Origin of the sequence: Pseudomonas sp. B40(2017) (assembly GCF_002112855.1) — a bacterium.
Taxonomy (GTDB): Bacteria; Pseudomonadota; Gammaproteobacteria; order Pseudomonadales; family Pseudomonadaceae; genus Aquipseudomonas; species Aquipseudomonas pharyngis.
Genome location: NZ_NEIT01000012.1, coordinates 21511 through 39232 on the forward strand (window position 1 = coordinate 21511; position 17722 = coordinate 39232).

The following is a 17722-nucleotide window of genomic DNA, read 5'->3' on the forward strand; positions in this document are numbered from 1 at the left end:
TCTACCTCAGCTTCAGGGTGGCAAGGCCGATCAGCACGAGAATCACGGTGATGATCCAGAAACGGACGATCACGCGCGGCTCGGGCCAGCCCTTGAGTTCAAAGTGGTGGTGAATCGGCGCCATGCGGAACACACGGCGACCGGTCAGCTTAAAGGACGCAACCTGAATGACGACTGACAGGGTTTCCATCACGAACACGCCGCCCATGATGAACAGGACGATTTCCTGACGGACGATCACCGCGATGGTGCCCAGGGCCGCGCCCAGCGCCAGTGCGCCAACGTCACCCATGAAGACTTGCGCCGGGTAGGTGTTGAACCACAGGAAGCCCAGGCCGGCACCGATCAGCGCGCCGCAGAACACGATCAGCTCGCCTGCGCCAGGTACGTAAGGGATCAGCAGGTACTCAGCAAATTTCACGTTACCCGACAGGTAGCAGAAGATGCCCAGGCCACCGCCCACCATCACTGTCGGCATGATCGCCAGGCCGTCGAGGCCGTCGGTGAGGTTGACCGCGTTGCTCGAACCGACGATCACAAAGTACGTCAGCACGATGAAACCCGCGCCCAGCGGAATGCTGTAGTCCTTGAGCATCGGCAGGATCAGGGTGGTTTCCACCGGTGTGCTGGCCGTCATATAAAGGAAGATCGCCGCACCGAGGCCGAACACCGACTGCCAGAAATATTTCCAGCGGCTCGGCAGGCCACGGGAGTTCTTCTCGATCACCTTGCGGTAGTCGTCGACCCAGCCGATGGCGCCGAACAGCAGGGTCACCAGCAGCACGACCCACACGTAGCGGTTGCTCAGGTCAGCCCACAGCAGAGTGCTGACTCCGATCGAAGACAGAATCAGCGCACCGCCCATGGTCGGCGTACCGGATTTGGACAGGTGCGATTGCGGGCCGTCGTTACGAACGGACTGGCCGATCTGACGGTTCTGCAGGGTGCGGATCATCCACGGGCCGTAGCACAGCGACAAGACCAGCGCGGTCAGCACACCGAGGATCCCGCGCAGGGTCAGGTACTGGAAGACCGCGAAGCCTTTGTAGAACTGTTGCAGATACTCCGCTAGCAGCAGCAGCATTAATGTTTCTCCAGACTGGACCCGCACAGGGCCGCAACGATGTTTTCCATCGCTGCGCTGCGCGAACCCTTGATCAAAATGGTGGTGTTTGTGTCCTGCTCGGCGCCGAGGGCCTGGATCAGTTCGGCTTGTGTGCCGAAGTGCTGCGCCTCGTTACCGAATGCGTTCACGGCGTGGACCATGTTCGGCCCGACAGCGTAAAGCGCGGAAACCTTGCCCCGGGCGTATTCGCCCACGTCGCGGTGCCCCTGCTCCGCCCAGTCGCCCAACTCGCCGATATCCCCGAGCACCAGAACGGTGCGACCGGAAAAGCCGGCGAGTATATCAACGGCCGCGCACATCGAGGTGGGGTTCGCGTTGTAAGTGTCATCGATCACGCGCATGCCGTTTTTCGCCAGTTGCGCGACGGTGCGACCCTTGACCGGTTGTACCGCGCCAAGCCCGGTGGCAATGCCGAACAGCGACACGCCCAGGGCGTGAGCGGCAGCGGCGGCGGCCATGGCGTTGGCGACGTTGTGGGTGCCGAGCAGGTTCAGTTGAACCCGTTCCACACCTTCAGGAGTGTGAAGGTTGAACGCCGGGCAACCACGGGCATCGGTGGCCAGGTCGCTGGCGTAAAAATCCGCCTGAGTGTTGCTCAGGGCAAACGTCAGCACCTTGCGCGCGCCGGCGCGGGTCTTCCAGATACCAAACGCCTTGTCATCGAGGTTCAGCACGGCGACGCCATCGGCCGCCAGCCCGTCGATGATCTCGCCCTTGGCTTCGACGATTTTCTCCGGCCCGCCGAACTCACCGACGTGGGCGGTCCCGGCGTTGTTGAGGATCGCTACGTGCGGCTTGGTCAGCCCTACGGTGTAGGCGATTTCACCCAGACGCGAGGCGCCCAGTTCGATCACCGCCGCGCTTTGTTCCGGGGCGAGTTCGAGCAGGGTCAGCGGCGCACCCAGATCGTTATTCAGGTTGCCACGGGTCGCCAGCACCGGACCGCGTGTGCGCAGGATGCTTGCGAGCATTTCCTTGACCGTGGTCTTGCCACTGGAGCCGGTAACCGCAGCGACCGGTTTGGTGAACGCGGCACGGTTCAAGGCACCCAGCTGGCCGAGCGCCTGGCGAGTGTCCTTGACCAGCAATTGCGGCAGCGTGCTGTCGGCGACTTCGCGCTCGACCAATGCAGCAACGGCGCCTTTGGCGGCGACTTCATTCAGATAGTCATGACCGTCGAAACGCGGGCCGGTCAGGGCGATAAACAGTTGGCCAGCCTTGATCGCGCGGCTGTCGATGCTCACGCCGTCAAAACTGGCGTCGGCGCTGATCAGGCGGGCGTCGAGCGCGCTGGTCAGCTCGCTGAGTTTCAGGGCCTTAAGCATGGGCCACCTCCCACGCGGTCAGGGCGTGATCCGCCTCGACCAGATCAGAGAATGCATGGCGCTCGCCGTTGATTTCCTGATAGTCCTCGTGACCTTTGCCGGCCAGAACGATCACGTCATCCGCCGAAGCGCCGGCAATCAGTTGCGCGATGGCCTGGCCACGACCGGCCACGAACGTCACCTTGTCCACAGCCGTGAAGCCGGCGCGGATATCATCGAAAATCACCGCCGGGTCTTCGGTGCGCGGATTGTCATCGGTGACCAGCACGCGGTCGGCCAGACGCTCGACCACTTCAGCCATCAACGGACGCTTGCCGCGATCGCGATCACCGCCGCAGCCGAACAGACACAGCAATTGGCCTTTGACATGCGGGCGCAGTGCGGTCAGCACTTTTTCCAGGGCATCCGGAGTGTGGGCGTAATCGACCACCACCAGTGGCTGAGTGCCGCCGCCGAGACGCTGCATGCGACCGGCCGGGCCTTCGAGCTTTGGCAGCACCTTGAGAATTTCGTCGAGGGCGTAATCGAGACCGAGCAATGCACCGACGGCGGCCAGTACGTTGCTCAGGTTGAAACGGCCGAGCAGCGTGCTGCGCAAATGGTGTTCGCCCTGCGGCGTGACCAGTGTGGCACGCACGCCTTCGTCGTCGAACTGCGCTTCACGCACATAGAGATAGGCGCTGCTGTCGAGCAGGCTGTAAGTGATCAAACGTGACTCACGTTTTTCAGCGGCCAGTTGCCGGCCGAAATCGTCGTCGAGGTTGACCACGCGGCACTTCAGGTCATTCCAGGCGAACAGCCGGGCCTTGGCCTCGGCGTACGCTTCCATGGTGCCGTGGTAATCGAGGTGATCACGGGACAGGTTGGTCATCACTGCCACATCGAATGCCAGCGCGGTAACCCGGCCTTGATCCAGACCGTGGGACGAGACTTCCATGGCCACGGCTTTGGCGCCGGCCTTTTTCAGGTCGCCCAAGGTCGCTTGCATGGCAATCGGATTCGGCGTGGTGTGCAGGCCGCTTTGCAGCGAACCGTGGAAACCGGAGCCGAGGGTGCCGACGATGCCGCAATGCTGGCCGAGCAAGTCCAGCGCCTGCGCCACCAACTGGGTCACGCTGGTCTTGCCGTTGGTGCCGGTCACGCCGATCAGGTTCAGGTGATGACTCGGCTCACCGTAAAAACGCCCGGCGATGTCCGACAGTTGCGCCGCCAGCCCCTTGACCGGAATCAGCGGCACTTCGGTGATCGGCAGCACCGTTGCGCCTTCCACTTCATAGGCCACGGCAGCAGCACCGCGCTGCAAGGCGTCGGCGATGTGCGCACGCCCGTCGAACTTGCCGCCCGGCACCGCGAGGAACAGATCACCCGCGCGTACATTGCGACTGTCGAGCGCCAGTTCACGGATCAACAGATCATGGCCGGCGTGGGGGAAAATCTTGTTCAGACTCAGAGACATCAGCCGCGCCCTCCATTGGCTTTCAGCGGAACGACCGGGGTGGCGTTGGCCTGTTGTGTGGTCGGCAGGTTGTCCGGGGTAACGTTCATCAGGCGCAGGGTGCCCGACATCACGCGGCTGAACACCGGCGCCGAGACCAGACCACCGAAGTAACCGGCCTTGGTCGGTTCATCGATCACCACGACGATTGCATAACGTGGATCGCTCATCGGGCCGAAACCGGCGAACAGCGAGCGGTAAGAGTTTTCGGCATAGCCCTTGGTGCCAACCGATGTCTTACGCGCGGTACCGGACTTGCCGCCCACGTGATACGCCGGCACCTGCGCACGGAACACGCCGCGCGGGGCTTCGATCACTTGTTGCAGCATGCCTTGCATGGTTTTGGCGACGGCTTCCGGCAGCACCTGGGTGGTCTGCGGCGCTTTGTCGGTTTTGATCAGGGTCAGTGGTGCCAGACGCCCGTTATTGGCCAGCGCCGAGAACGCGTGCACCAACTGGATCGCGGTCACCGAGATGCCGTAGCCGTAGGACAGCGTCGCGGTCTCGGCCTTGCGCCACTCGCGGTAGTTCGGCAGGTTGCCGACACGTTCGCCCGGGAAGCCGAGGCCGGTGTCCTGGCCGAGGCCAACTTTCTGTGCGAGGCGGAAAATGGTTTCGCCGCCGATATCGAACGCGACCTTACTCATGCCGACGTTACTGGAATTGATCAGAATGCCGGTCAGGTCGAGCACCGGACCTTCGGTCTTCGATACGTCCTTGATCGTGTATTTGCCGATCTGCAGGGAGCCCGGATACACCTCGACGGTGTCGCTCGGTTTCCAGCGGCCGGTTTCGATCGCGGCGCTCATCGAGATCGCCTTCATGGTCGAACCGGGTTCGAACACATCGATCATCGCGCGGTTACGCATCATCGCCGGCTGCAGGTTGCGACGGTTGTTCGGGTTGTAGGTCGGCTGGTTGACCATGGCGAGAATCTCGCCGGTCTTCACGTCCATGATCACCAGACTGCCGGCTTTCGCACCGTTCTCAATGATCGCGTTGCGCAGTTCGCGGTTGGCCAGGTATTGCAGGCGCAGGTCAATCGACAACGCCAAGGGCTTGCCGGCCTTGGCGTTTTTGGTGACCTGGACATCCTTGATCAGCCGTCCACGCCGATCCTTGATGACTTGCCGCTTGCCGGGTACGCCGGCCAGCCATTCGTCGTAGGCCAGTTCGACACCTTCACGACCGTGGTCATCGATGTCGGTGAACCCGACCATGTGCGCGGTGACTTCACCGGCCGGGTAGAACCGGCGGAACTCTTCGATGCCGTAGACGCCCGGCACTTTCAGGTCGAGCACGGCCTGGCCCTGCTCGGGGGTCAACCCGCGCACCAGATAAATGAATTCCTTGTTGGCCTGGGCTTCGAGGCGTTCGGCCAAGGCTTTAGGATCCTGCCCCAGCGCGGCGGCCAGTGCCGGCCACTTCTCTTTGGCGGTCTGCATTTCCTTGGCGTTGGCCCACAGCGTGGTCACCGGGGTACTCACGGCCAGCGGCTCGCCGTTACGGTCGGTGATCAGACCACGGTGAGCCGGAATCGGAATGTGCCGAAGACTGCGCGCGTCGCCCTGGCCTTTGAGGAAGTCACGGTCAACCACTTGCAGGTCGATGATGCGCCAGCAGATCGCCGCGACCATCACGCCGAGCAGTGCCACCATCAGACGGAAGCGCCACGGGAAAAGAGCCCCCTCGAGTTTCATCATGGCGCCACCATCTTCACGTCAGCCGCGCCGGGGATGTGCATCTTCAGTTGTTCGGTGGCCAGTACTTCGATCCGGCTGTGGGCGGTCCAGGTGCTTTGCTCCAGGATCAGGCGCCCCCATTCGGCCTGCGCCTTGTCGCGCACGCTCAGTTCGTTGTACAGGGTGTTGAGCAACTGCCGGTTCCAGTGAGCGCTGTAAGACACGCCGATGGCCGACACGAGCACGCCGATGAACAACAGCAGCATGAAAAAGCTGCCGCCGGGCAGTGGCTTGGCGAAAAGCTTGCTCACCGCAGCTTCTCCGCGACGCGCATGACGGCGCTTCGGGAACGTGGGTTGGCTTTGAGTTCGGCGTCGGAGGCCGTCTGCGCTTTGCCATGGACTTTGATTTTCGGTTCGAACGCAACGTGGCGAACCGGCAGGTTGCGCGGCAGGTTGTCGGCTTCGCCTTTCACCAGCTTGCGCATGAACAGTTTGACGATACGGTCTTCCAGCGAGTGGAAGCTGATCACGACCAGACGACCGCCCACTTCCAGGCATTCGAGCGCGGCTTCAAGACCCGCTTCCAGATCGCCCAGTTCGTTGTTGACGTGAATGCGCAGGCCCTGGAAAGCGCGAGTTGCCGGGTTCTTGCCCTTTTCCCACGCCGGGTTGGCGACTTTCAGCACTTCGGCCAGATCGGCGGTGCGCTCGAACGGCGTGATGTCACGACGTTCGGCCACGGCACGGGCCATGCGACCAGAGAAGCGTTCTTCGCCGTATTCCTTGAACACACGGGCGATTTCTTCCACGGGCGCGGTGTTGACGAACTCGGCGGCGCTGATGCCACGGGACGGATCCATGCGCATGTCCAGCGGACCGTCGTTGAGGAAGCTGAAGCCGCGCTCGGCATCATCGAGCTGCGGCGAAGACACGCCCAGATCCAGCAGAATGCCGCTGACTTTGCCGGCCAGACCCTGTTCGGCAACCACCGAACCGAGCTCGGCAAAGCTGCGCTGCACAACGACAAAGCGGCCGTCTTCGGCCGCTAGCGTTTGCCCGGTGGCAATCGCTTGAGGATCCTTGTCGAATCCGATGAGCCGACCATCCGGCCCGAGCTTGCTCAGGATCAACCGGCTGTGCCCGCCGCGACCGAACGTGCCGTCCAGATAGCAGCCATCAGGACGTACGGCGAGAGCCTCGACGGCTTCGTCAAGCAGTACGGTGATGTGGTTAAAGCCGCTATCAATAGTCACAGGATCAGATCACGCAGTTCGTCAGGCATGGCGCCCGGTTGTTGTATGGCAGCCAGGTCAGCGGCAGAAACCGCGTTCCAGGCATCTTCGTCCCACAGTTGGAACTTGTTCAGTTGGCCCACCAGCATCGCGCGCTTGTCGAGCTTCGCGTATTCGCGCAGGCGCGGCGGCACCAGGAAACGACCACTGCCGTCGAGCTCGAGGTCAACGGCATTACCAATCAATAAACGTTGCAGACGACGGTTCTCTTCGCGAAGCGAAGGAAGCGCGCGCAACTTGGTTTCAATAATTTCCCACTCATCGAGCGGGTAGACACACAAACATGGATCAACGGCATCAATGGTCACGATCAACTGGCCGGAGCTGCGCGAATCGAGCTCGTCACGGTACCGGCTCGGCATGGCGAGACGGCCCTTTGCATCGAGACTGATAGCGTTAGCTCCGCGAAACACGTCTGCGTTTCTCCAATTTTTATCGTTTTGAGCTCAAAAAACCCACTTCATGCCACTTTCCGCCACTTGCGCACACTATAGGAATGCGCCCACCACACCGTCAAGGCGCGGATTAAAGGAAAACCCTTACAGAACGGAGATTTAGGAGCATAAAAGGAGGAGCAACGAGAATCTGGCGGATGCTTTTATCCAATAACTTGAAGCAGCACTGAAAGCTGCGCTCGAAAGTTAAAGTAATTTGTTAAGAGTAAGATTTTTTCGGTATTACAAAAGCGCTTCTGCTGTTGATTGAAGCAAGGTGGGAAATGGCTATTACTGCGTTTGCCGCTGCCAGGTTTCCAGCGCAGGCCTGCTGATAATAAACAGCCCTGTCGCCTTTAATTCAAGCAGGGAAAAGAAAAAGGTGGAGAGTCGATCTGTAAGCCGGGTTCTGTCTTGAACAGTCATTCGTCTACGATGGCCATCACTGGACATCTTTAGCAACCTACCCGGTCCCAGCGCGGGCCACGCCTTGGGACCCTATTTGGTCTTGCTCCAAGTGGGGTTTACCTAGCCACGAACTGTTGCCAGACGTGCGGTGCGCTCTTACCGCACCTTTTCACCCTTACCGGCGCCGAAGCGCTTAGGCGGTTATTTTCTGTGGCACTTTCCGTAGGCTCACGCCTCCCAGGCATTACCTGGCACTTCGCCCTATGGAGCCCGGACTTTCCTCCCCCCCCTAATTTTCATAGAGGGCAGCGACTGTCCGATCGACTCTCCGCCGCGCAGGTTAACGGCAGAGCGGCCGAAGAACAAGCGCTAATAGCCCGCAAACCGGTCTGCGCGACGGGTTACGCGTCTTTTTGCTGATCCAGCGCCACCTGGTACAGCACGTTTTTGCGCTCACCGGTGATTTGCGCCGCCAAGGCCGCCGCACGCTTGAGCGGCATCTCTTCCAGCAACAGATTGAGGATGCGCATCGCCTCGCTGCTGACGGCGTCTTCGGATTCCGGCGCGGTCCAGCCCGCCACTACCACAACGCATTCGCCGCGCTGCTGATTACTGTCCGCCTCGACGAACGCCCGCAACTCGCTCAACGGCAATCCCTTGAGGGTTTCAAAAGTCTTGGTGATCTCACGAGCGAGCAATGCAGGACGATCAGCGCCGAACACCGCCTCCATATCCTGCAGGCATTCAAGAATGCGATGCGGTGCCTCGTAGAAAATCAGCGTGCGCGGTTCTTCCTTGATCGCTTCCAGGCGCGCTTTGCGCCCCACGGCCTTGGCCGGCAAAAAGCCTTCGAAGATAAAACGGTCGGACGGCAGACCGGCAGCCGACAACGCCGCGATCAATGCGCACGCACCTGGCACCGGCACCACATTGATCCCCGCAGCACGCGCCTGACGCACCAGGTGATAACCGGGATCGGAAATCAGCGGCGTACCGGCATCGGAAATCAGCGCGACGTTGTCTCCTGCCAGAAGACGGGTGATGAAACGACTGCCTTCGTCCCGCTCATTGTGCTCATGACAGGCTGCCAGCGGCGTGGTAATGCCGAAGTGCTGCATCAGGCGTTGGGAGTGGCGCGTATCTTCGGCGGCGATCAGCGCCACCTCGCGCAGGATCTTCAACGCCCGGGCGCTGATGTCATCCAGGTTGCCGATGGGCGTCGCCACCACATAAAGCGAGCCCGCAGCGGAATTCAAAGGACCTGGAGCAGTCAAAGCGCACACCTCATGATCGGTAAAAGCCGCCATTGTAGCGCGTCGTGCGCCGGACGATGCGTCCGGGTCGGACACGGTTTGTCGCACCATTGTGAGGCTGCGCACTCTTTGTATCAGCTAAATTGACGGTTTCACGCCAGTAACATCGCGCCCCGGCCAGTGCTTGGGTACAATTCGACGCTAATTTGATCGAGTATCAGGAACACTTACATGATCGCTTGCCTGCGGCTGTTCACTGCCCTCTGCCTCGCTGCCTTGCTGGCGGCTTGCGCCAGCTCCCCTTCCTCCAGCCTTGGCGAACTTCCACGGACCCCGGATGCCACTATCGAGCAACTGCTCGAACAGGCTGCCCAGGCCAAATCGCCGGATAAGGCTGCGCTGCTGCGCCTGAGTGCGGCAGACATGGCGTACCGCCAAGGCAATGCCGGACAGTCCGCGCAAATCCTGCAACAAGTGCCGATGGAACAACTCCAGCCTGGCCAGCAGGCATTCGCCAGCACCCTGTCTGCTGAGCTGGCCATGACCCGTAATCATCCGAAAGCCGCGCTGACCGCCCTGAGCCACCCAAGCCTGCAACGCCTGAGCGAAATGTCCGTACCGCTGCAAGTTCGCGCCGGCACCGTTCACGCCCGCGCCCTTGAAGCCGATGGCCAGACCCTGGCGGCCGCCCGCGAACGCATCTTCATCGCGCCGATGCTGGAAGGCGAAGCCGCCAGCAAGAACCACGAAGCGATCTGGACCCTGATTGCGTCGCTGCCGGCCGATCAACTGCAAGCGAACACCACCGATGACCTTGGCGGCTGGATGAGCCTGGCTCTGGCAGTGAAAACCGCCGGCACCCTGGAGCAACAGCAAGCCGCCATCGACAACTGGCGCAACCAGCATCCGAAACACCCAGCTGCAATCAACCTGCCGCTGCCCCTGACCAAACTCAAGGAGCTGGCCAGCCAGCCTCTGAGCAAGATTGCCCTGCTGTTGCCACAGGACGGCCAACTGGCCTCGGTCGGCAAGGCCCTGCGTGACGGCTTCATGGCCGCGCACTATCAGGCTCAGCAAGCCGGCCAGAAACCACCGGCCATCGAATTCTATGACAGCTCGAAACTGACCAACCTCGACGAGTTCTACCGCAAGGCCCAGGCCGATGGCGTGCAACTGGTCGTCGGCCCGCTGGAGAAGCCGCTGGTCAAACAGCTGAGCACTCGCCCGCAACTGCCGATCACCACCCTCGCTCTGAACTACAGCGAAGGTGACCAAGGCCCGGCGCAGCTGTTCCAGTTCGGCCTGGCCGCTGAAGACGAAGCCCGCGAAGTCTCCCGCCGCGCCCGTGCCGACGGCCTGCACCGCGCCGCCATCATGGTGCCGAAAGGCGAATGGGGCGACCGCGTCCTGCGCGCCTTCAGCCAGGACTGGCAAGCCAACGGCGGCAGCATCGTCGCCACCGAACGCGTCGATCAGCCAGTGCAACTGGCCCAGCAGATCGCCGACATGTTCCAGCTGCGTCAAAGCGAAGCTCGCGCCAAGAGCCTGCAGAATGCTGCCGGCACCAACGTTGCCGCCCAGCCTTCGCGTCGCCAGGACATCGAATTCATCTTCCTTGCCGCCACTCCGCAGCAGGCGCAGCAGATCAAGCCTACCCTGAACTTCCAGTACGCCGGTGACGTGCCGGTCTACGCGACCTCCCACGTGTTCAGCGCCAGCGGCGACGTGAACCAGTACAACGACATGAACGGCGTGCGCTTCTGCGAAACCCCGTGGCTGCTGGAAACCAGCGATCCGCTGCGCCAGCAGGTCACCGCGCAATGGCCACAAGCCGCCGGCAGCCTGGGCCGCCTGTACGCGATGGGCGTCGACGCCTACCGCCTGGCGCCACGACTGGATCAGCTCAAGGCACTGCCGGACAGCCGTATCGAAGGTCAGTCGGGCAGCCTGGGCATGACCCAGTCCCAGCGCGTTGTGCGTCAGTTGCCATGGGCGCAGTTCGTCAGCGGTCAGATTCAGCGCCTGCCGGACACTTCACGCTGATGCCCGACAGGTCACACCTGCAAAGCGGCAAGGATGCCGAGCGCCAGGCGCTCGAGCATCTGCAACACCAGGGTCTGCGCCTGCTGGCGCAGAACTGGTTATGCAAACGCGGTGAGCTTGATCTGGTCATGCTTGATGGCGATACAGTAGTATTCGTCGAAGTCCGTTACCGAAAGAACACTCAATGGGGTGGCGCACTCGACAGCATCGATGAGCGCAAACGGCAGAAACTGATTTTCGCCGCACAGTATTTTCTTCAGCGCGAGTCGCGTTGGGCCAATTCCCCCTGCCGCTTCGACGTGGTGGCCATCGACAGCCGCCACGGTCAGCTGAACTGGTTGCAGAATGCGTTCGACAGTTGACCGCCTGCTCCGACCCGGACACTTTCACTCAACACTTTTGCTCTTTGCTTTGCGGGCTGCACATTCACGTGCCGGACAGCCGCGCTAATTAAGGTCACACAGATGGACATGCAATCCCGAATTCGCCAGCTTTTCCAGGCCAGCATCGACACCAAGCAACAGGCGATGGACGTACTTGCACCGCACATCGAGCAAGCCAGCCAGGTGATGGTCAACGCCCTGCTCAACGAGGGCAAAATGCTCTCGTGCGGCAACGGCGGCTCGGCCGGCGATGCCCAGCACTTCTCCTCGGAACTGCTCAACCGCTTCGAGCGTGAGCGTCCTAGCCTGCCAGCCATCGCACTGACCACCGACAGTTCGACCATCACCTCGATTGCCAACGATTACAGCTACAACGAAGTGTTCTCCAAGCAGATCCGCGCACTCGGCCAGCCGGGTGACGTGCTGCTGGCGATTTCGACCAGCGGCAACTCGGCGAACATTATTCAGGCGATCCAGGCCGCACATGATCGCGAAATGATTGTCGTAGCATTGACCGGACGCGATGGCGGCGGCATGGCTTCACTGCTGCTGCCTGAAGACGTCGAGATTCGCGTACCGGCCAACGTCACCGCACGTATTCAGGAAGTCCACTTGCTGGCGATCCATTGCCTTTGCGATCTGATCGACAGCCAACTGTTCGGGAGTGAAGAATGACCCCTAATCGCCTTGGCCTTCTGGCCTTGACCCTGTGCCTCGGCATCAGCGGCTGCACCTCTGTGGTGAATGCCAGCCGTGAAGCGCCGATCGAAGACGACCGCGGCACCCGCACTTTCGGCAGCAAGATCGATGACTCGCTGATCGAAACCAAAGTCGGCGTTAACGTGGCCAAGGCCGATCCGGCCCTGGACAACGACTCGCACATCGTCGTCACCAGCTTCAACGGCGTTGTGCTGCTGGCCGGCCAGACCCCGCGCGCGGACCTCAAGGAGAAGGCCGAACAGGCCGCCGCCAACGTTCAGCGCGTGAAAAAGGTCCATAACGAACTGCAAGTGTTGCAGCCCTCCTCCCTGCTGGCCCGCCAGAACGATGCCTGGCTGACCACCAAGATCAAGACCCAGATGCTCACCGACGCCAGCATTCCCGGCTCGCGGATCAAGGTCGTGACCGAGAACGGCATTGTCTACTTGCTGGGACTGCTGACCAAACAGGAAGCCGCCCAGGCGACCAATCTGGTGCAGGGCGTTTCCGGTGTGCAGAAGATTGTGAAGCTGTTCGAGTACATCGACTGAGAACGACTTGCCCTCGGTGGCGCTTACGAAAGCGCTATCGCGAGCAGGCTCGCTCCCACTGGCACAAAAAAGGCGATCCAACCGGATCGCCTTTTTTATTACTTCACCACTTTCAGGCTTGGCCGGCCGCTTGGGCGCGGCGGCTCGCTGTCCGGTGGCGGAACATCGTCGTCCTGCTCGATCTCGTCCTCGTCATCCATCGGCGACTCGAGATCGAACACCATGCCCTGACCGTTTTCCCGGGCGTAGATGCCCAGGATTGCAGCAATCGGCACGTACAGACTATGCGGGACGCCGCCGAAGCGACCTTCGAAGGTCACAACGTCGTTGTCCATGTGCAAATGCCGCACGGCACTTGGCGAAATGTTCAGGACAATCTGCCCGTCGCTGGCAAATCCCTGTGGCACCTGCACCGCCGGGTACTCGGAATTGACCAGCATGTGCGGGGTGCAATCGTTATCTACAATCCACTCGTAGAGCGCGCGGACCAGATAAGGTCGACTGGAGTTCATAGCGGCTCCTTAAGCCTTAGCGCATGTCGCGTTCGACACCAGACAGACTCGCCTGGAATGCCTCACGCGCAAACTGACGCTCCATATAATCAAGCAGCGGCTTGGCCGGCCGCGGCAGTTCTATACCCAGAATCGGCAAACGCCAGAGTATTGGCAATAGGCAGCAATCCACCAGACTTTGTTCCTCACTGAGGAAAAACGGCTTGTCGGCAAACAGCGGCGACACGCCCGTCAGGCTTTCGCGCAATTCCTTGCGCGCCACGGCACGAGCCGCTTCCTTGGTGCGCGAATCCAGAATCAGATCCACCAGACCACACCAGTCGCGCTGAATACGATGAATCAGCAGACGGCTGTTGGCACGCGCCACCGGGTACACAGGCATCAACGGTGGATGCGGGTAACGCTCATCCAGATACTCCATCACCACGGTCGACTCCCACAACGCCAGGTCACGATCGACCAGCGTGGGCAGACTGCCGTAAGGGTTCACTTCAATCAGTTTAGGCGGCTGACGACCAGCCTCCACAAAAATGATTTCGGCGCTGACACCCTTCTCTGCAAGCACGATGCGCACTCGGTGGGAATAGTGGTCGGCGGGGTCGGAGTAACAGGCCAACCGATTGGTCACGCCCATGGCGATCCTCCTCGCTTGTTGAAATAGTCGGAGCCGGAAAAACGCGCGCGCCCAGAGGGCGCCTCCCGCAACGGCTGGTGAACCAGGCGTTGCGTTTTCAGAGGCGCCCTTGGGCGCGCGCGATTAACAGCAATTGCTTGAAGCGTTATCAGTGCACGTCTTTCCAGTATTCACGCTTGAGCAGGTAGGCGAACACAAAGAAGAACGCCAAGTACAACAAGACGTAAGTACCGATGCGCTGATGTTGCAGCTTAACCGGGTTAGCCGAGTAAGCCAGGAAGGTTACCAGATTCTTGACCTTCTCATCGAACTGCTCTTCGTTGAGGGTTCCGGTTTTCGGCACGATGGTCAACTGATCGCACGCTTCATGAGTCAAAGGCGTACCGGTCAGCGGGTCATATTGCTTCTTGCCGTCTTCGACGATCTGTACCTGTTTGCAACCTACGACCTGACGACCTTGCAGGCCGACCAGCACGTTAGGCATGCCGACGTTCGGGAAGACCTTGTTGTTCACGCCCCATGGACGTGCAGGATCTTCGTAGAACGACTTGAGGTAACCGTAGAGCCAGTCGGTGCCGCGAACACGAGCCACCAGCGTCAGGTCCGGCGGCGCTGCGCCGAACCAGGTCTTGGCGTCGGCCGGCTGCATACCGATGTTCATGTGATCGCCGATCTTGGCGCCGGTGAACACCAGTTTTTCCAGCATCAGCTCGTGCGGAACACCGAGGTCATCGGCGACACGCTCGTAACGCTGAAACTTGGCACTGTGGCAACCCATGCAATAGTTGGCGAAGGTACGCGCGCCATCCTGCAGGGCAGCCTTGTCGGAAACGTCGATGTCGACCTTTTCCAGTTCCGGACCACCGTGTTCAGCCGCGAAAGACAGCACTGGCAGAGCAGCAAAAATCAGAGCAAAAAATAACTTTTTCATCAGCCAGTCACCCTTTCCGGAACCGGTTTGGTCTTCTCGAGCCTGGTGTAGAACGGCATCAGAATGAAGTAGGCGAAGTACAGGAAGGTGCAGACCTGCGACAGCAGCGTACGGCCTGGCGTCGGGGCCAGAACGCCCAGAATGCCGAGGATCACGAACGAAATGCAGAACACCACCAGCCAGATCTTGCTCATCCAGCCTTTGTAGCGCATCGACTTGACCGGGCTGCGGTCCAGCCATGGCAGGACGAACAGCACCGCAATGGCCGCCCCCATGGCGATAACGCCCATGAGCTTGTCAGGGACCGCCCGCAAGATTGCGTAGAACGGTGTGAAGTACCAGACCGGTGCAATGTGCTCAGGGGTCTTGAACGGGTTGGCTTGCTCGAAGTTAGGCTTTTCGAGGAAGTAACCGCCCATTTCCGGGAAGAAGAACACAATGAAGCAGAAGATGAACAGGAACACCACGACGCCGACGATATCTTTCACGGTGTAGTACGGGTGGAAGGCAATGCCGTCCAGCGGGATACCGTTTTCATCTTTGTGCTTCTTGATGTCCACGCCGTCAGGGTTGTTCGAACCGACTTCGTGCAGCGCCAGGATGTGCAGCACCACCAGACCGAGAATCACGATCGGCAGCGCGACCACGTGCAGGGCGAAGAAGCGGTTCAGGGTGATCCCGGAAATCAGGTAGTCACCACGGATCCACTGGGTCAGGTCGTTGCCGATGACCGGAATCGCGCCGAACAGCGAGATGATCACCTGGGCACCCCAGTAGGACATCTGGCCCCACGGCAGCAGGTAACCCATGAAGGCTTCAGCCATCAGCGCCAGATAAATCAGCATCCCGAAGACCCACACCAGCTCGCGCGGTTTCTGGTACGAACCGTAGAGCAGGCCACGGAACATGTGCAGATAGACCACGATGAAGAACGCCGAAGCGCCGGTGGAGTGCAGCAGGCGCAGGATCGAACCGTACTCGACGTCGCGCATGATGTATTCGACGGAAGCGAACGCTTCTTCCGCCGACGGGGTGTAGCTCATGGTCAGCCAGACGCCGGTGACGATCTGGTTGACCAGAACGAGCAGCGCCAGCGAGCCGAAGAAATAGAAGAAGTTGAAGTTTTTTGGAGCGTAATACTTGCTGAGATGGTCTTCCCACATTTTGGTGGCGGGGAAGCGTGCATCAACCCAATCCATGAACTTGCTCATCACGCTTTCTCCGTATCGACGCCAATGACAATCAGGTCATCGGTCTCATAGGAATGCGGGGGTACTGGCAGGTTCAAAGGCGCAGGTTGCGACTTGTAGACGCGGCCAGCCAGATCGTAGTGGGAACCGTGGCAAGGGCAGAAATAACCGCCTACCCAGTCTTTGCCCAGATCCGCGGGTGCCACTTCGGGACGGAAGGTCGGTGAGCAACCCAGGTGAGTGCAGATCCCGATCAGCAGCAGGATTTCCGGCTTGATCGAGCGCACTTCAGGGTCGACATAAGTGGGTTGCGTGGAGTTTTTGGAGGTCGGATCGGAGAGTTGGCCTTCGATCTTTTTGAGATTCCCCAGGATTTCCTCGGTACGGCGGACAATGAACACCGGCTGGCCTCGCCATTCAGCAATCATCTGCTGTCCTGGCTCGATTTTGCTGACATTCACTTTCACCGGTGCTCCGGCAGCCTTCGCCTTGGCACTGGGAAACCATGACCCCACGAACGGGACCGCAGCCCCCACCGCTCCTGCAGCACCCACCACGGATGTGGCTGCTACCAAGAAGCGACGCCGGCCTGCATTCACGCCGTCATTGCTCATTCAGTCCTCTCCCATCAGCTTTGTGGCCTGTTAAATCAGGCGTCTACTAAATTGAAACTATGTACTTATAAAAATTTTGCCGAATGGTAATGAAAACCCCCAATTCTGACAAGGTAATTACCCGGAGGGCTGGCCCTCAAGCCTTGTAGTATAGGGGGTCTACGAATGTGGCAAGTTGTCACAGCGCAATTATTCAAGAAATCGCACGCATAAAAAAACGCCCGGTTCCGTGAGGAATCGGGCGTTCTTTTTGAACGTGGAAGCGAAATTAACGCTTCGAGTACTGCGGACGCTTACGCGCTTTACGCAGACCAACTTTCTTACGTTCAACTTCACGTGCGTCGCGAGTAACGAAGCCAGCTTTGCGCAGAGCGCCACGCAGGGTTTCGTCGTAGTCCATCAGAGCGCGAGTGATGCCGTGGCGGATTGCGCCAGCCTGACCACTTACACCACCACCGATGACGGTGACGTAGATGTCGAACTTCTCGACAGTCTCAGTCAGTTCCAGCGGCTGACGAACTACCATGCGGGCAGTTTCGCGACCGAAGAACGTGTCCAGGGAGCGGTTGTTGATGGAGATGTTACCAGTACCCGGACGCAGGAAAACGCGTGCGGTTGCGGTCTTGCGACGGCCAGTGCCGTAATTTTGAGTCGCCGACATAATGAACTATTCCGTTAAATCTTCAGTTCTTGGGGCTGCTGAGCAGTATGAGGGTGTGCAGCGCCCGCATAGACTTTCAGCTTACGGTACATGTCGCGACCCAGTGGGTTTTTAGGCAGCATGCCTTTAACCGCGGTCTCGATCACGCGCTCAGGGGCCTTGGCGATCAGCTTTTCAAAGTTGATCGACTTGATGCCGCCCGGGAAACCGGAGTGGGAGTAGTACATTTTGTCAGTGGTTTTAGCGCCGGTAACACGGATCTGCTCAGCGTTGATTACGACGATGTAGTCGCCGGTGTCAACGTGAGGAGTGTACTCAGGCTTGTGCTTGCCACGCAGACGGCTCGCGATTTCGGTGGCCAGACGACCCAGGGTCTGACCAGCAGCGTCGACGACAAACCAGTCGCGCTTTACTGTTTCCGGTTTAGCAGTAAAAGTTTTCATTCTTTATAGCCTCAGGGGCCGCCTGTAAATAAGACGGCGGATCT

General features: G+C 60.1%; 19 protein-coding genes and 1 other RNA gene. 4 read left to right on the forward strand and 16 right to left on the reverse strand.

Annotation, left to right across the window (positions count from 1 at the left end):
* Position 1: 1 nt before the first annotated feature.
* The 9 genes from mraY to rsmI all read right to left on the reverse strand — a co-directional run bounded on the left by mraY (position 2) and on the right by rsmI (position 9071).
* A complete protein-coding gene (mraY, locus tag CAF76_RS27335; RefSeq protein ID WP_007956769.1) occupies positions 2–1084 on the reverse strand; it encodes a phospho-N-acetylmuramoyl-pentapeptide-transferase in 1083 nt (360 codons plus the stop codon).
* Complete coding sequence (murF, locus tag CAF76_RS27340; RefSeq protein WP_085649194.1) at positions 1084–2451, reverse strand: UDP-N-acetylmuramoyl-tripeptide--D-alanyl-D-alanine ligase; 1368 nt, start codon at positions 2449–2451, stop codon at positions 1084–1086. Before murF ends, mraY begins: the two co-directional genes overlap by 1 nt.
* Positions 2444–3907, reverse strand: a complete 1464-nt coding sequence (locus CAF76_RS27345; RefSeq protein WP_085649195.1) for a UDP-N-acetylmuramoyl-L-alanyl-D-glutamate--2,6-diaminopimelate ligase — start codon at positions 3905–3907, stop codon at positions 2444–2446. The genes murF and CAF76_RS27345 overlap by 8 nt, the downstream gene beginning before the upstream one ends.
* Entirely contained in the window at positions 3907–5646 is a 1740-nt protein-coding gene (locus CAF76_RS27350) for a penicillin-binding protein 2 (RefSeq protein WP_170844883.1), read from the reverse strand. Before CAF76_RS27350 ends, CAF76_RS27345 begins: the two co-directional genes overlap by 1 nt.
* On the reverse strand, positions 5646–5939 hold the full coding sequence (gene ftsL, locus CAF76_RS27355; protein ID WP_007956777.1) for a cell division protein FtsL: 294 nt from the start codon (positions 5937–5939) through the stop codon (positions 5646–5648). The genes CAF76_RS27350 and ftsL overlap by 1 nt, the downstream gene beginning before the upstream one ends.
* Positions 5936–6883, reverse strand: a complete 948-nt coding sequence (gene rsmH / locus CAF76_RS27360; protein ID WP_039766256.1) for a 16S rRNA (cytosine(1402)-N(4))-methyltransferase RsmH — start codon at positions 6881–6883, stop codon at positions 5936–5938. The genes ftsL and rsmH overlap by 4 nt, the downstream gene beginning before the upstream one ends.
* Entirely contained in the window at positions 6880–7335 is a 456-nt protein-coding gene (mraZ, locus tag CAF76_RS27365; RefSeq protein ID WP_007917012.1) for a division/cell wall cluster transcriptional repressor MraZ, read from the reverse strand. Before mraZ ends, rsmH begins: the two co-directional genes overlap by 4 nt.
* 403 nt (positions 7336–7738) lie before the next feature.
* An RNA gene (rnpB, locus tag CAF76_RS27370) (RNase P RNA component class A) lies at positions 7739–8092 on the reverse strand.
* A 73-nt stretch (positions 8093–8165) separates the two neighbouring features.
* Complete coding sequence (gene rsmI / locus CAF76_RS27375) at positions 8166–9071, reverse strand: 16S rRNA (cytidine(1402)-2'-O)-methyltransferase (RefSeq protein WP_085649196.1); 906 nt, start codon at positions 9069–9071, stop codon at positions 8166–8168.
* A 177-nt stretch (positions 9072–9248) separates the two neighbouring features.
* Here rsmI and CAF76_RS27380 point away from each other — a divergent pair, with 177 nt between their 5' ends.
* The 4 genes from CAF76_RS27380 (at position 9249) to CAF76_RS27395 (ending at position 12693) form a co-directional block, all read left to right on the forward strand.
* Positions 9249–11060, forward strand: a complete 1812-nt coding sequence (locus tag CAF76_RS27380) for a penicillin-binding protein activator (protein ID WP_085649197.1) — start codon at positions 9249–9251, stop codon at positions 11058–11060.
* On the forward strand, positions 11060–11422 hold the full coding sequence (locus CAF76_RS27385) for a YraN family protein (protein WP_064599309.1): 363 nt from the start codon (positions 11060–11062) through the stop codon (positions 11420–11422). Before CAF76_RS27380 ends, CAF76_RS27385 begins: the two co-directional genes overlap by 1 nt.
* Positions 11423–11524: 102 nt before the next feature.
* Positions 11525–12118, forward strand: coding sequence for a phosphoheptose isomerase (locus CAF76_RS27390; protein ID WP_007928463.1), 594 nt, complete (start codon positions 11525–11527; stop codon positions 12116–12118).
* Positions 12115–12693: a BON domain-containing protein gene (locus CAF76_RS27395; RefSeq protein ID WP_011335871.1), complete on the forward strand. Its 579-nt coding sequence runs from the start codon at positions 12115–12117 to the stop codon at positions 12691–12693. The genes CAF76_RS27390 and CAF76_RS27395 overlap by 4 nt, the downstream gene beginning before the upstream one ends.
* Positions 12694–12791: 98 nt before the next feature.
* On the opposite strand, the gene CAF76_RS27400 is transcribed toward CAF76_RS27395, so the two are convergent.
* The 7 genes from CAF76_RS27400 to rplM form a co-directional block, all read right to left on the reverse strand.
* Positions 12792–13205, reverse strand: coding sequence for a ClpXP protease specificity-enhancing factor (locus tag CAF76_RS27400; RefSeq protein ID WP_007956787.1), 414 nt, complete (start codon positions 13203–13205; stop codon positions 12792–12794).
* 16 nt (positions 13206–13221) lie between these two features.
* Positions 13222–13839, reverse strand: coding sequence for a glutathione S-transferase N-terminal domain-containing protein (locus CAF76_RS27405; RefSeq protein ID WP_011335872.1), 618 nt, complete (start codon positions 13837–13839; stop codon positions 13222–13224).
* A gap of 148 nt (positions 13840–13987) precedes the next feature.
* A complete protein-coding gene (locus CAF76_RS27410) occupies positions 13988–14770 on the reverse strand; it encodes a cytochrome c1 (protein ID WP_007956790.1) in 783 nt (260 codons plus the stop codon).
* The gene (locus CAF76_RS27415) at positions 14770–15981 is read right to left on the reverse strand and encodes a cytochrome bc complex cytochrome b subunit (protein WP_007956792.1); all 1212 of its coding nucleotides are present in this window, start codon (positions 15979–15981) and stop codon (positions 14770–14772) included. The genes CAF76_RS27410 and CAF76_RS27415 overlap by 1 nt, the downstream gene beginning before the upstream one ends.
* Entirely contained in the window at positions 15981–16574 is a 594-nt protein-coding gene (petA, locus tag CAF76_RS27420; RefSeq protein WP_007917031.1) for a ubiquinol-cytochrome c reductase iron-sulfur subunit, read from the reverse strand. The genes CAF76_RS27415 and petA overlap by 1 nt, the downstream gene beginning before the upstream one ends.
* Before the next feature lie 268 nt (positions 16575–16842).
* On the reverse strand, positions 16843–17235 hold the full coding sequence (gene rpsI / locus CAF76_RS27425) for a 30S ribosomal protein S9 (RefSeq protein ID WP_039766266.1): 393 nt from the start codon (positions 17233–17235) through the stop codon (positions 16843–16845).
* Positions 17236–17249: 14 nt separating this feature from the next.
* A complete protein-coding gene (gene rplM, locus CAF76_RS27430; RefSeq protein ID WP_003228062.1) occupies positions 17250–17678 on the reverse strand; it encodes a 50S ribosomal protein L13 in 429 nt (142 codons plus the stop codon).
* Between the last annotated feature and the right edge of the window lie 44 nt (positions 17679–17722).

Coding starts and splice junctions, on each gene's coding strand:
- mraY (WP_007956769.1), bottom strand. CDS start 1,084: ATGCTGCTGCTGCTAGCGGAGTATCTGCAACAGTTCTACAAAGGCTTC.
- murF (WP_085649194.1), bottom strand. CDS start 2,451: ATGCTTAAGGCCCTGAAACTCAGCGAGCTGACCAGCGCGCTCGACGCC.
- CAF76_RS27345 (WP_085649195.1), bottom strand. CDS start 3,907: ATGTCTCTGAGTCTGAACAAGATTTTCCCCCACGCCGGCCATGATCTG.
- CAF76_RS27350 (WP_170844883.1), bottom strand. CDS start 5,646: ATGAAACTCGAGGGGGCTCTTTTCCCGTGGCGCTTCCGTCTGATGGTG.
- rsmI (WP_085649196.1), bottom strand. CDS start 9,071: ATGGCGGCTTTTACCGATCATGAGGTGTGCGCTTTGACTGCTCCAGGT.
- CAF76_RS27380 (WP_085649197.1), top strand. CDS start 9,249: ATGATCGCTTGCCTGCGGCTGTTCACTGCCCTCTGCCTCGCTGCCTTG.
- CAF76_RS27385 (WP_064599309.1), top strand. CDS start 11,060: ATGCCCGACAGGTCACACCTGCAAAGCGGCAAGGATGCCGAGCGCCAG.
- CAF76_RS27390 (WP_007928463.1), top strand. CDS start 11,525: ATGGACATGCAATCCCGAATTCGCCAGCTTTTCCAGGCCAGCATCGAC.
- CAF76_RS27395 (WP_011335871.1), top strand. CDS start 12,115: ATGACCCCTAATCGCCTTGGCCTTCTGGCCTTGACCCTGTGCCTCGGC.
- CAF76_RS27400 (WP_007956787.1), bottom strand. CDS start 13,205: ATGAACTCCAGTCGACCTTATCTGGTCCGCGCGCTCTACGAGTGGATT.
- CAF76_RS27405 (WP_011335872.1), bottom strand. CDS start 13,839: ATGGGCGTGACCAATCGGTTGGCCTGTTACTCCGACCCCGCCGACCAC.
- CAF76_RS27410 (WP_007956790.1), bottom strand. CDS start 14,770: ATGAAAAAGTTATTTTTTGCTCTGATTTTTGCTGCTCTGCCAGTGCTG.
- CAF76_RS27415 (WP_007956792.1), bottom strand. CDS start 15,981: ATGAGCAAGTTCATGGATTGGGTTGATGCACGCTTCCCCGCCACCAAA.
- petA (WP_007917031.1), bottom strand. CDS start 16,574: ATGAGCAATGACGGCGTGAATGCAGGCCGGCGTCGCTTCTTGGTAGCA.
- rpsI (WP_039766266.1), bottom strand. CDS start 17,235: ATGTCGGCGACTCAAAATTACGGCACTGGCCGTCGCAAGACCGCAACC.
- rplM (WP_003228062.1), bottom strand. CDS start 17,678: ATGAAAACTTTTACTGCTAAACCGGAAACAGTAAAGCGCGACTGGTTT.